We start from the raw sequence: 13,344 nt of genomic DNA on the forward strand, positions 1-13,344 counted from the left end.
ACCATCCGTAAAGATGGCCTGCATTTCTATATATTTCCAATAACCTATTATGCTTCCTGAATTTGCTTGAAGTATCCAAGGTCATTGAGCGATGAATTGGCTATAAACTCAGCTCTGGCTTTATTTTCAGCCCTTCCCAAACGAATAAATATTTCTGTGGAATTTCTGAATTTCTCGTCCCTTTCAGTATCAAGCAGCAACAAATATCCCATAATGATATGTCCCGCCATTTCAACCAGACGGCGGGCATGAAAATCAAGATATTCATTATCCTTAACCTCCACAACACTTCTCACCGCGCGCTCATACTCTTCGGTCATTCCTATCAAGGTGCGACGGAATCCATGAAGTTCGGGACGTAATGGCATGGCCTCATATTCCCTGATTCGTTTCAAATAACCATCGGTGGTCACGCCTCGAATAGCGGCCACGACCTGCAGCTGTGTGGTTCCCTCATAGATGGTGGTAATCCGTGCATCGCGATAGATTCGTTCAATAGGATAGTCTTTCATAAACCCACTACCACCATGAATTTGCAATGCATCATAAGCCAGCTGATTACAATACTCACTGCTCATCCCTTTCAGTAAAGGTGTAAAGAAATCAGCCAAACGCTGATAATACTTCATATCTTGCCGTTCTTCTTTTGTCAAAGAACGTTTTTCTGACAGATGCATATAAGCTTTATACACATCAACAAAACGGCTGGTTTCATACAGCAGCGTCCTGGATGCATCCAATTTGGCCTTCATCGTAGCCAACATTTCGTAAACCGCAGGAAATTTGATAATGGGCTTACTAAACTGCTGACGGTCCATGGCATATGCCAATGCTTCCCGATAGGCTGCTTCACTGATACCCACCGACTGAGCACCAATGCCAAGTCGGGCACCATTCATCAGTGCCATCACATATTTGATAAGCCCCATTTTACGATTTCCAACCAGTTCGGCCGGGGCATTCTGGAACACCAATTCGCAGGTAGGAGAACCTTTAATGCCCATTTTATTTTCGATACGACGAATTTTTACAGCTTTATGGTTACGGTCGTAAATAAACATGGACAACCCTCTCCCATCCGAGGTTCCTGGTTCTGAGCGGGCTAGCACCAGGGAAATATTTCCATCTCCGTTGGTGATAAAACGTTTCACACCATTAAGATACCATTTGCCATCCTTTTCATTAAAGGAGGCTTTTAGTTGTACGGCTTGAAGGTCTGAACCTGCATCAGGTTCGGTAAGATCCATCGCAGCAGTCTCACCTCGAGATATGCGGGGTAGATACCGCATTTTCTGATCCTCGTCGGCAAATTCGTTAATGGTTTCGGCACAATCCTGTAACCCCCAAATATTAACAAAACCGGCATCGGCACGAGAGACCAAATCAGCGGCCATGATATAGGGCACAATGGGGAAGTTAAGACCTTCATATTTTCTGGGTAGAGTAATACCCATAAGGCCCGCTTTCACCAAAGCATCCAGATTTTTTTGCGTGCCACTGGCATAAACCACTTCATTATTCACAATTTTAGGTCCTTCCGCGTCCACCCCTTCGGCATTGGGTGCCACAATATCTCCACATATTTCGCCCACTATTTCGAGGACTTTCTCGTAACTGTCCATGGCATCCTCAAAGTCGATGGGTGCATAGTCAAATTTGTCCTTATCCTCAAAATTATTCTCTTTAAGGGCAACGATCTTTTTCATCAACGGGTGTGTCAGATGAAATTTAAGATCCGGATTATCTGTAAAAAAATTAGCCATTTTTTCTCTTTTATTGGTCAAACACTTATCCAAAACTGATAAGGTAAAAATCCTATCTAAGGAATTTACCTTAAAACTATTTGGTATTTTTCTTATAAGCTTTTATAAGCCTGGGTATAATTTCCATCACATCACCTGTTATCACATAGTCTGCAATTTTATTTATCGGTGCCGTAGGATCGTTATTGATGGCCACCACCATTGAAGACTCTTCCATTCCGGCCGTATGCTGAATCTGTCCGGAAATACCACAGGCAATATATAATTTAGGACGAACCGTAACGCCCGTCTGACCAATCTGACGGTCGTGCTCGGCAAATCCGGCATCCACAGCAGCTCGAGAAGCACCCACTTCGCCTCCCAACACATCTGCCAGCTCATACAATAATGAAAAATTCTCTTTTGAGCCCATACCGTATCCTCCGGATATAATGATCGACGAGTTCTTGATATTAATCCGATTTTTCTCTATATGACGTTCTACTACTTTTACAACGGTATCCTCCGGCTTCAGATACTTTTCAACATCAATAACTTTCACCTCACCTTTATGCTCTTTCGAGTAAATCTCCTTTTTCATGACCCCTTCACGTACGGTAGCCATCTGAGGCCTACATTCCGGGTTGATGATAGTGGCCACAATATTTCCTCCAAAGGCAGGACGAATTTGATATAACAAGTTTTTATAATCCTTTTTGGCTTTTTTATCTTCATGGTCACCTATTTCCAGTGCTGTACAATCGGCCGTAAGTCCACTATGAAGAGCCGACGAAACACGTGGTCCCAGATCGCGTCCCAGAGTAGTGGCACCCAAAAGAGCGATTTGGGGTTTTTCCTTTTTAAAAAGCTCCACAATAATGGAAGTATAAGGAAGGGTGGTGAAGGGTTCCAAACGTGAATCATCCCCGATGTGAACCACATCAGCGCCATAGGGAAAAATCTGTTTCTCAACTTCTTTCAGTTGATGCCCTAAAACCACAGCTTCCAGCTGACAATTCAATTGATTGGCCAGAGAACGTCCTTTGGTAAGTAACTCCAAACTAACATCAGCTACTTTGCCGTCCTCTGTTTCACAAATAACAAATATATTGTCCATTTTTTATTCCGTTTTATATGAAATTGCCATCCTATTAACCGATGGTATGGTTGGCAATCAATTCTTTTACCAGTTCTTCAATATCATCCTCATTGGCCTGAATATGCCTTGACTCCTTAGCCTGAAAAACGACATTTTCAATTTTTTTGACTTTTGTGGGAGAACCGGACAATCCTAGACTTTCCATTTCACACTCTATGTCATTAACACTCCATTCAGGAATGTTCAGGTAAGGCCGGTCATTGGTTAAATCGATATAATCTTCAGATTGGTTTTGACGCTCGGTAACCGTTCGGGCATGTTTATATTTCATTACCAGCTTGGCATTACGGGGTCTGCAGGGGGCTGCCGACCCATTAATGGTTACCACTGCCGGCATCGGACATTCAACCGTTTCCACGCCTCGTTCCAGACGTCGCTTAACAGCTATTTGACCATTATCGGCACTAAAAATCTCTTCCACATAAGTAACCTGAGGAAGATTCAATTTTTCGGCCACCTGTGGTCCTACTTGAGCCGTATCTCCGTCAATAGCTTGACGTCCGGCAAGAATCAAGTCGTAATCCTTAATTTTTCGGATTGCACAAGACAAAGCATACGACGTGGCCAGGGTATCGGATCCGGCAAAAGCACGATCGGTGAGCAAGATACCATCGTCGGCACCACGGAACAATCCCTCACGAATAATGTCTGCGGCACGACCGGGCCCCATTGTTAACAATGTAACCTTTGTTCCCGGATATCTTTCTTTCAGCTGTAAAGCCTGTTCCAGTGCGTTGAGATCTTCCGGATTGAATATGGCCGGCAAGGCAGCACGATTCACCGTGCCGTCGGCTTTCATGGCATCCTTGCCCACATTACGGGTGTCGGGCACCTGTTTGGCAAGAACAATAATGTTTAATCCCATTTTTTATAATCTGTTTAAATTTGATAATATTCTTTTCGAGGAACCACAAATATAACAAAAGTGACTAATCACCAAACAGCAACTTAATTGCTCTGCTTTGCTCAGCTAAATCCATTATTGCCAGCGCTTAACACTCACCCACAAAAACACATTAGCAATCACCAATGCATCAGCCAATTACAACACTTCTTTACATTTTCAATAATTCGAACAAGAAGTCTTAAACATGATCCAACAATCATTTAATTTTTATCTGATCTTAATAATTTCATGAATTTTAAGGACAAAGAGAAGGGGTCCTTAAAAAGGCAGACAGAAAAATTAGGAATGAACCAGAATGAGGCTGCACATGAATATGGAAAGACACTATTCTCCTGATCATTATCAAGAAAAGGACATAATCCGGTTTAAAATTGAATAGGGATCAAACTCTAAACATTATACATTCAGAATTCCCCCCAAAAAAAAGAAATGTCATTAGCAAAATAAAAACAGCTACAATTAAAAAACTCACACATTCTTCAGCTATTTATGATTATTGGGAAGTCTTGATTCTTTATTTCGCACGAAAATTAATTTATTGCTACTTTTAGGGTTGTCGCGTTGCTCAATTTCAAATTGTCTGGTAGATTTGATCAAGGGAGTTAATTTCTGAAATCCATAATTCCGTGGATCAAAGTTAGGTTGCTTTTTCTGTAACAAGCTACCCACATCCCCCAGAAAGGCCCAACCTTCATCATCCGACAAATCGTTGATGGTGGTAGCGATTAACTTAATTTCACGGGCAGTAATTTTTTCAAAAGTCTCCTTCTCGTATTCCTTCTCCCCATCTAAGGATCTTCCCTTTGATTTCCCTTTTAACACTTCAATGTAAATAAACTTATCACACGCAACGATGAAGGGATTTGGCGTCTTTTTTTCTCCTATTCCAATCACCTGCATCCCGGCCTCCCTTAACCGAGTAGCCAATCTTGTGAAATCACTATCACTGGACACAATACAAAACCCGTCAACTTTCCCGGAATAAAGAATATCCATGGCATCAATAATCATGGCCGAATCAGTCGCATTTTTCCCGGTGGTATATCCATATTGCTGAATGGGGGTAATGGCATGCTCTAAGAGCATATTTTTCCATTTAGAAAGGTTTGGTTTTGTCCAATCACCATAGATTCTTTTAATGGTAGGATTTCCATATTTGGCAATCTCTTCCATCATCTCTTTTACATAAGCAGAAGGTATATTATCCCCATCAATCAGTACGGCTAAATTCACATTCATAAGTTTTTAATATTATAATCAAGTCTATTCAATTTCCTCCACCTAAATCAAACCTCATCGGTCCGATAGAATTCTCACACCTTAATCGATTTAAAATTAGGAAAATTTTATTTATATAAAATTCATCCAAGCCAATAGTTTTGGAATTTTTCAGAATAAAGAATCTAAAAAGAACATTAGGACATGGCAAAAACTTAGTTCATTCACGTTTACGAATGGCTCTTTTGCCAAGCACGATCCATTCCTATCAATCTTATTTTAGCCTTTAGCCGAATGAAACTTCCATGAACATCGTTTATAAATGGGCCATTTTTATCACCTTAATAGACCGTGATTATTTCATCCGTATAAATTAATGTTAAGTTTTTGGTTGGATGGAACTCGCATGACCATTAGTTTATACATATTCTTGTTGTGACCATCTCACATTGTCATGCTCGTATCATTAGGAATAACACCAACCAACACAATCGATATTCAAAAAAAGCCGGAAAAGGGACAGAATGCCTCCCTTTTCCGGCTATCACTACACTAAAACAATTATTATTCACCTTTCATTTCCATCTTAAGCCTATGACATTAGGGAACAAAAAATGGTTTACTCTTTTTGAAACACTCTCACATAATCAACTTCATAATAAATAGGAAAAGAACTCTTGGAAGGGTCACCACCATTACTCCCAATTGCCAAATTAATTAAAATATAATGAGGTTGGCGAAAAGGGTTAAACCCGCTTTCATAAGTGATTTTATTGATATCAATTTCGTTCAGTAATTCATCATCCAAAAAAAGTTTGATATCATCATGAGTCCAAACCATTTTCCATATATGGAATTTTTCCGGCCATAAAGCATCTTTTTCCAAGAAATAGTTCAAGGACCGACGTTTACTATTCCAATTCGCATTCCAAGAATGTTTGTCTTTTCCCCAGGCGGCATTAGCAAGAATACTTTGGATATTGTTTATTAAATAAAACTCCATAATATCCACTTCACCATTAGAGGGCCATCTCCGGTCTACCCCCAGGGTCCATATCGCCGGCCATGATCCACAACTCGTATCAATACGAGCTTTTACTTCCATAATACCATATTGGAAAGAAAATTTATTTCGCGAATGGATACAAGCTGAAGAATAATCAGCATACTTTCTGTTCTTTCTCCAGTCCTTGCTTTCTGCCTCATAACTGTCATTTTTTATCCGTTCGCGTTTTCCCTCAATAACTAGCATACCGTCTTTCACAATGGCATTTTGGGGTTGATACCATTGAAGCTCTTTGTTTCTCACAAAACCAATTTCATAAGACCAATAGGCATCTTGAGGAACACCATTTTGATCAAATTCGTCGCTCCAAACCAATTTGTATCCTTCGGGGATGATTACTGCCGGACCATCTGCTTTGGTCTCAAGAATGCATCCGAAAAACAAAATCGTTCCCAACAGTGTAAATCCCAAAAACCTCATGCAAAACACCTATAATTCTATTGTAAGCTTACAGAACCGCAAAAAAGAATTTTTCATCAGCATAAAATCAGGTTAAATCATTAGTCTGATGGAACCTCGCATAACCTTTCGTTTAAACATGTTCTTATTGTGGCAAACTTTCTTGGTCATGCTCGTTTCATTACTTTTTTGTTACTAGCCTCAACATCACAAAGGATTAATTCCCTTCAAAGTTGGTTCTACCGGCAAAATAGCACCTTCTTCGTCAAATTCCAACCGATCGATGCATACCTCCCGATGAAATCCGGCTCTATGTCCCATTTTAATTCCACGAGGCCGGTTAAATCTATGATAAACAATATACCATTCATCCTTTCCCGGAATTTGAATCACTGAATTATGACCGGTTCCATAAATCCCTTTTGAAGCATCTTTTGCCAGAATTAAATTATTTTCAGGGATGTTAAGGGGGCCTGTAGGAGAATCAGAGGTTGCATAACGAACCCTATAATTGGGGCTCCGAGTAACATCTTCCGACCAAAGAAAATAATATTTTCCATTTCTAAAAAAAACTTCCGTCCCCTCACGAAAAGTACGATCCGGAGTAATCACCTTTAAAGAAGAGCGATCCACGGATACCATGTCGCCATTCAATTTAACAACGGCCATATAGCCATTTCCCCAATAGAGGTAGTCATCACCGGATATGGGATCATGAAAAACATCGGGATCAATTTCCTGACCACCGGAAATCCCTTTGGGCTTCCAATCAATAAGCGGTTTACCACTATCCACAAAGGGACCTTCAGGTTCATCACTCACTGCCACCCCTATTTTCTGTGCTGCTGTAAAATAATAATAGTATTTATACCCCTCCTCTGTTTTCTTTTCAATACAAGCTGGGGCCCAGGCATTGCGTGGTCCCCAAGGCACGTCTTTAGGCAAATCGAGAATTACCCCTTCATTCTTCCAATCCACAAGATTGAAAGATGAAAAAACTTCAAAATATTTTCCGGACCAGCTGTCATGGCCATCACTCGTGGGATACAAATAATACTTCCCCTCTTTATGGGAATAGATAATTTCCGGATCCGCATAATATCCATCCAACACCGGATTGTTGTCAATAGCGGCAATCACTTTATATTGTTTCTCTCCCACGCCTTCAACACGCAGGGTATAATTCACAGGTCCATTCGAAAAGTCCTGCGCTCCTTTGGGTGAAAAATCAGCACCCAAAAAAGAAGTAAATTGTGGATCAAGACTAGCCAAGTTGGCTCCATTTTTCACCGGCAAATAGATTTCTCCGGCTTCATGATTAAATACCACATTCAATGATTTTACAGCTTTAGAGTTAGATCCTGTAAATCCCAATGCTTCCATTGTACCCCATTTAGCAATAAGGCGTTCTAACTCTTTACCGGTAATAGGAATGACGCAACCATGACGAGGATGAAAATTCATGGTAATTTTTTCATCTACCACTTTAAAATTTTCTAAATCTGTTGATTCAGTAAACTGATAACGTCCCTTCATATAAACATCATACATCAGAATGTACTTATCTTGCCCGATGAGTTTGAAGGTTCCGGCCCCCTCAACAGCCTCTTTAGTCTGCTGGAGATATTTATCCTGCATCAGGTAACCTTCGGTAAGGTTATCTGAAACAGCCTTTTTAATTCCATTTCCATGCCCTTCGGTTTTGAAAAAAAGATGAAACTTCCCATCCTTTTTCACTATATCCCCATCAATACAAGATTTTCCTTCCGGATGAAAAAATAATTGTTCAGGCTCTGTAGCAAGACCTGTAAAATCCTCATTTGCATAGGAATAATAAATAATATCAGCACCACCCGGCTGGAGCATGGAAAAATAAACCATGTATTTTCCATTTTTTTCATCGAAAATGGTTTGTGGCGCCCATACTCGCGTAACATCACTAAACTTCTCAGGAAAAGCCTCAGGAATATTCACTATAGAATGTGTCCAATGGATAAGATCCTTTGATTTGAGCATTACCATTGCCACATTGGTCCAACCATCATTGGGAACATACAAATCCGTAAGTACCATATAAAAATTACCGTCTTCACCTCTAAGGATATGAGGATCACGAACACCGCCCCGGGAGCTGATGGTATCTGCAGAAATTACCGGCTGATTGTTGTTTAAAGCCCGATAATTAAACCCATCCTCACTAATTGCAAAATGAACCGCTTCTTGTCCCGGTCCGTTTCCCACAAAATAGGCAAATAAATAGGCTTCATAATCAAAATTTTTCTGACATGCCGTCAGAAATGATGTCATTAACACCATCATAAAAAATCCCCAATGGATAATCCGAAAAGTAGTAGTGCTATTTCTCATCCGTATAAATTAATTTAAGTTATTGGTCTGATAAAACTCGCATGATCTTAAGTTTTAAACATTCTCTATTGGAAGCCACTTCATTGCTCATGCTCGTATCATTGGTAAAAAATTTTGTAATTGTTTGGTATATTCAAGTTAGTATTATTGATTTTTAGAAAACTTCCTCAATTCAACTCTGTCTATTTGATAACATTTAACATCAATCCGCTGATCCACCCCAATCATTCGCATGGACCAAAAACCATTTGCCAGATAAATTTCTGTTGCCAACCGGACAAAAAACAAAAGAATGTAAAGCAACAAATATATTTACCCGCTTAGAGTTATCCAATAAATTTTAAATCATTTTTTCGACGAACCATACCAACAGAAAAAGTAAATATTCATTCTTGAATATCATCAGTCAATAGTTCCTTGTAACTGGAAAACATACTTATACATTTCAGACGCTGCCAGAAGAAAAGCTCCTGTTCCAAAATTTGAAGTGGAATTCCTATCTACCACCTGGCCGGGAATTGCTCTTTCTCCTATTGGCTGAACATAACCGACGCTGCCGTCCTTTTGAAGGGCAACCGTTGTAAGATAGTTCCATGCTTTTAATACCGTAGGTAGGAAATCTTTCTGATCCAGAATCCGGTTATTAATTCCCCATAGAAATCCATAGGTAAAAAAGGCCGTTCCGCTGGTCTCAGGCCCTGGGGCATGATCTGGATCCAGCATACTCCTGGTCCAGTAGCCTTCCTCTTGCTGAATGTTTTTAAGAGATTGAGCCATTCGTTTATAATCCTCTAAAAAAACATTATAATAGGTATAATCCTTAGGTAAATCACTCAAAACTTTTGCAAGTCCGGCAAAAACCCAACCATCGCCCCGCGCCCAAAAGTCTTTTTTCTTATTCAGAGATTTATGCTTTGGGTAAACATATTTGGCATCTCGAAAAAATAGGCCTGTTTCATCATCATACATTATGCTTTTAGCGTAACTGTAATATTCATAAAGTTTTTCCAGATACTTCTCCTCGCCCGTTAACTGATATAGTTTAGTCATAACAGGCATCACCATATACAAACCATCTGCCCACCACCAGTAATCTGAAGAATCAGTACGCATCTGATACGCCATAACCTCTTTGGCCCGGGCTATCATTTTTTCACTCGGGTCATCAACGAGTTGAAACAAATCAATATAAGTTTGGAAACAGATCTGCCAATCGCCAAAAAGCACATGGTCATCAGTTTCTCCATAATTATATTTCCACTCTGCGGGGTTGTTGGATTTGGCGCCCATCCATTGATTATATTCAGCCCAACCTCTCGAATAATCCAAAAAACGCTTGATTCCGGTTACTTTATACACTTCAATATTGCCGGTATGATAGGCAGCATTGTCCCAAAAAGCTCGTCCATGGTTAGGATGCGTTTGCTGCCAATGATCATTCACTGTTATCATTAACGATTTAACTTCCTGAGGCTTGGGTAAACGATCATTTTTACTTTCATGGCACGAGGAAAGCAAAACCACAAAGGAACCCATCAAGCAAATTAAAAGAGATCTCATAAATTTCGTTTCTTTCTTAATAATCATTCGTTATACAATGTCGATAAACTTCTTTCAGTCATTTTTTTTGACAGACTGGATCTAGCCTATGAGCAATATCAATTCCGAGATCAACCTTCCATAAGAAGGCAGTAACCGGAATCAAACTTTTACCCATTAGGAACCTATACCCTGCTTACAAATAATACCAGGCAACAAAAGATGCCCATTTCCAAAGTAATATTTATTGGGAAGCGATACCCAGATGGTTGGATAAAAGGTTTTATTGTTTCTTTTCATACCATTGCTTCATAATGAAGAACGCCTTTTTTTTAATCCCATCGTTCGAGACCAAACCTTTTCTATTCCATCCATCCTGAATATTAGGCAACAATCTTCGAGGTGATTTAAAATCCATAAGGATCCATGGACAAGTACCTGCCAAATTCATTTTGTCAAACATTGCTACACTCTGCACATAAAGATCTTCCTGGAACTCTTCGGTCCAACGCTGATTCCTTTCACCATGGAATCCTTGCTTTGCCCCACCACCAAACTCACTAATAATAATCGGCTTATTATCGGGGAGTTGCCAATTCATTTTAGCACATTTATCAGGTAATCCATCGTACCAACCGATATAAGAATTAAAACTTATTACGTCCACAACATCCATTAGTGGATCTTTGATGGACGGCGTAAAAGGGTCATGGTAATCCTTTTCCATAGCCATGCTGATCAGTCGCGAATCATCAATGCCTCGAGCATGTTTCACCAATTGGTTTAAAAACTGATTTCTTTCTTCACTCACCGGTGTTTCATTGGCCAGTGACCATATCATGATGGCCCCGCGATTCTTATCCCGCATAATCATCTCTTCCAGCTGATTTTTGGCATTTTGAAGCGTTTCTTCATTCGTAAAATGAATGGTCCAGTAAACAGGGATTTCACTCCAAACAAGAAGTCCCATTTTCTCGGCTTCGCGCACCATATATTCGTTATGAGGATAGTGTGCCAATCGTACAAAATTGGCGTTCATCTCCTTCGCCCAGGAAAGAAGGGTGCGAGCTTCTGCCGCATTACTGAATCGGCCAGCCCTGAAAGGGGCTTCTTCATGGATCGAAATTCCTCGTAAAAAAATCGGTTTCCCATTCAAATAGATTTGATTTCCCACTGCTTTGATGTGCCGAAACGCGATCTTCTCTTTCAAAATTTTTCCATCTGCCGAAAAGGTTATCTCATACTGTCTGGGATTTTCGGGAGACCACAATTTAGGTTTGGCTTTAAGGGCAAAAGATCCCCTCCCGTTTTCATCAGGGACCACTGTAGCCTCTTTCCCTAATTCAGAAATAGTTATGGTTACCGAGGCGTTCCGGTTGGGACCCTCCAACTGCACCCATCCTGAAATTTCGTTATATTTCCCCTCTGACAAGGAAATATTATAATCACGAATAAAGGTATTAGGTTCTTTAACAATCATAACGTCGCGCGTAATCCCACCATAATTCCACCAGTCCGTGTTCACTGTAGGAACGCCGTCTGCATGTCGAGTATTATCCACCTTAACAACAATAAAATTATGCCCTGTCTTTAATTTTCCGGTAACTTCAAAATTAAATGGGGTGAACCCGCCTTTGTGTGAACCGAGGTATTCTCCATTTAAATACACCAAAGCTTCATAATTGACAGCGCCAAAATAAAGGAAATAACGTTCGTTTTCGACCGGACTAAAATCAAAAGTTTTACGAAACCAAACTGTTCCTTCATAGTATTTCAATTCTCTATCGGAGGAATTCCAATCACGCGGTATAAACATCTTGGGGGACGCCTCAAAACTATATTCAACCATATCAGACTGGTTACGTGGCTTTTGGTCATTAAAAAATCCCCATCGACTAGGCTTTAGCCGATAATCATAATAACCGGTTTCATAACGATCTACAATATAATCCCAATCACCGTTTAGAGAAATTGTTTCACGATTAGGAATATTTGTGATGAGCGGAAACAAATTCTCGTTGGCCATACTGGCCACCGATATCCATATCCCAATTAAAAAAATCAAACACCGTTTCATATTCATAAAATAAATATTAATATTTAAAGATAACCCAACAATTATTCTAATAATACTTATTCTTCCATTTATTAAAACATCCATTCATTATATCCATCGAATGACATTTCCCTCCAACAGTTTTCTTCAGCGCCTTATATTAGACCCGGAAATGAGATGACCTCGCATCCATCCAAACCCCAAAAACAAAAAAAAACAAAATTACCTTCTCGGGTTGCACGTTTTTCTCATCCTAGGTTAATCTCTTACTTCGAGCGCATATTCGTCATTTCCATTGTTCCCCGGTAAAGAACTATAAACTCAAAGCTAACAAAAGACAACCAACACAATTTTCAGAAAACCAACATTTGCTATTGCTTTTTTCACTTATTATGTCATTTTTTTAAAAAGCAATAAAACTTTTTCACATCAAAACCTATAAATACAAACCCTTCACCCTGATCTCATGCATCTTATATTTTTTTTCAAGTAAAGCGTCATCTCGAATGGAAGGATCGTGACTATACCTCTTCAATAATTACCTTATTCCTGCAATTTCACCAATCATCAAATAATGGCGAATACCCATCCATTTTTCCGACTTATAGCTTACGGTAAAACTGATTATGTGTTGCACCTCATATTCTCTCCGTTTGAATGGAAAGATCTGCCCCCCGTTTATGGATGTTCGTATCATGGAGCAGACAAGCAACAAACCTTGCATGGTTGTAAGGCATCAATCAAAGAAGGGCAAGATGAACCGGTTCTAAAGAGTCGTATCAAAATCACCTCAAACAAATTGAAGATTTTAATTATCCGCAGAAAAGAGGAGGCTGATCTACACAAGAGACCAAAATAAGCATATATTCAACCCACATTCGGATTGCAGAA

At 39.7% G+C, this 13,344-nt stretch carries 8 protein-coding genes; all 8 read right to left on the reverse strand.

All coding sequences use genetic code 11. The annotated features are described in order from the left end of the window. Positions 1-47: 47 nt before the first annotated feature. The 8 genes from ACT29H_RS12605 to ACT29H_RS12640 all read right to left on the reverse strand — a co-directional run bounded on the left by ACT29H_RS12605 (position 48) and on the right by ACT29H_RS12640 (position 12,474). Entirely contained in the window at positions 48-1,763 is a 1,716-nt protein-coding gene (locus ACT29H_RS12605) for an acyl-CoA dehydrogenase family protein (protein WP_444821992.1), read from the reverse strand. A 76-nt stretch (positions 1,764-1,839) separates the two neighbouring features. Then, positions 1,840-2,859 (reverse strand): electron transfer flavoprotein subunit alpha/FixB family protein, encoded by a 1,020-nt coding sequence (locus tag ACT29H_RS12610; RefSeq protein WP_444821993.1) that lies wholly within the window; start codon positions 2,857-2,859, stop codon positions 1,840-1,842. 34 nt (positions 2,860-2,893) lie between these two features. Then, complete coding sequence (locus ACT29H_RS12615; protein WP_444821994.1) at positions 2,894-3,766, reverse strand: electron transfer flavoprotein subunit beta/FixA family protein; 873 nt, start codon at positions 3,764-3,766, stop codon at positions 2,894-2,896. Between the two features lie 525 nt (positions 3,767-4,291). Continuing rightward, positions 4,292-5,047, reverse strand: coding sequence for an NYN domain-containing protein (locus ACT29H_RS12620; protein ID WP_444821995.1), 756 nt, complete (start codon positions 5,045-5,047; stop codon positions 4,292-4,294). 598 nt (positions 5,048-5,645) lie between these two features. Then, positions 5,646-6,512, reverse strand: a complete 867-nt coding sequence (locus ACT29H_RS12625) for a glycoside hydrolase family 16 protein (RefSeq protein ID WP_444821996.1) — start codon at positions 6,510-6,512, stop codon at positions 5,646-5,648. Between the two features lie 186 nt (positions 6,513-6,698). Further along, a complete protein-coding gene (locus ACT29H_RS12630) occupies positions 6,699-8,858 on the reverse strand; it encodes a family 43 glycosylhydrolase (RefSeq protein ID WP_444821997.1) in 2,160 nt (719 codons plus the stop codon). Positions 8,859-9,260: 402 nt separating this feature from the next. After that, positions 9,261-10,418, reverse strand: a complete 1,158-nt coding sequence (locus ACT29H_RS12635; RefSeq protein WP_444821998.1) for a glycoside hydrolase family 88/105 protein — start codon at positions 10,416-10,418, stop codon at positions 9,261-9,263. A 262-nt stretch (positions 10,419-10,680) separates the two neighbouring features. After that, a complete protein-coding gene (locus ACT29H_RS12640; protein WP_444821999.1) occupies positions 10,681-12,474 on the reverse strand; it encodes a glycoside hydrolase family 2 protein in 1,794 nt (597 codons plus the stop codon). Positions 12,475-13,344 lie beyond the last annotated feature (870 nt).

It is taken from the genome of Thermophagus sp. OGC60D27, assembly GCF_052400625.1.
Taxonomy (GTDB): Bacteria; Bacteroidota; Bacteroidia; order Bacteroidales; family Marinilabiliaceae; genus Thermophagus.

What these genes read in the sequence shown, in the direction of transcription:
- ACT29H_RS12620 (WP_444821995.1), bottom strand. Translation starts at nt 5,047, where the DNA reads ATGAATGTGAATTTAGCCGTACTGATTGATGGGGATAATATACCTTCT.
- ACT29H_RS12630 (WP_444821997.1), bottom strand. Translation starts at nt 8,858, where the DNA reads ATGAGAAATAGCACTACTACTTTTCGGATTATCCATTGGGGATTTTTT.
- ACT29H_RS12605 (WP_444821992.1), bottom strand. Translation starts at nt 1,763, where the DNA reads ATGGCTAATTTTTTTACAGATAATCCGGATCTTAAATTTCATCTGACA.
- ACT29H_RS12610 (WP_444821993.1), bottom strand. Translation starts at nt 2,859, where the DNA reads ATGGACAATATATTTGTTATTTGTGAAACAGAGGACGGCAAAGTAGCT.
- ACT29H_RS12615 (WP_444821994.1), bottom strand. Translation starts at nt 3,766, where the DNA reads ATGGGATTAAACATTATTGTTCTTGCCAAACAGGTGCCCGACACCCGT.
- ACT29H_RS12635 (WP_444821998.1), bottom strand. Translation starts at nt 10,418, where the DNA reads ATGAGATCTCTTTTAATTTGCTTGATGGGTTCCTTTGTGGTTTTGCTT.
- ACT29H_RS12625 (WP_444821996.1), bottom strand. Translation starts at nt 6,512, where the DNA reads ATGAGGTTTTTGGGATTTACACTGTTGGGAACGATTTTGTTTTTCGGA.
- ACT29H_RS12640 (WP_444821999.1), bottom strand. Translation starts at nt 12,474, where the DNA reads ATGAAACGGTGTTTGATTTTTTTAATTGGGATATGGATATCGGTGGCC.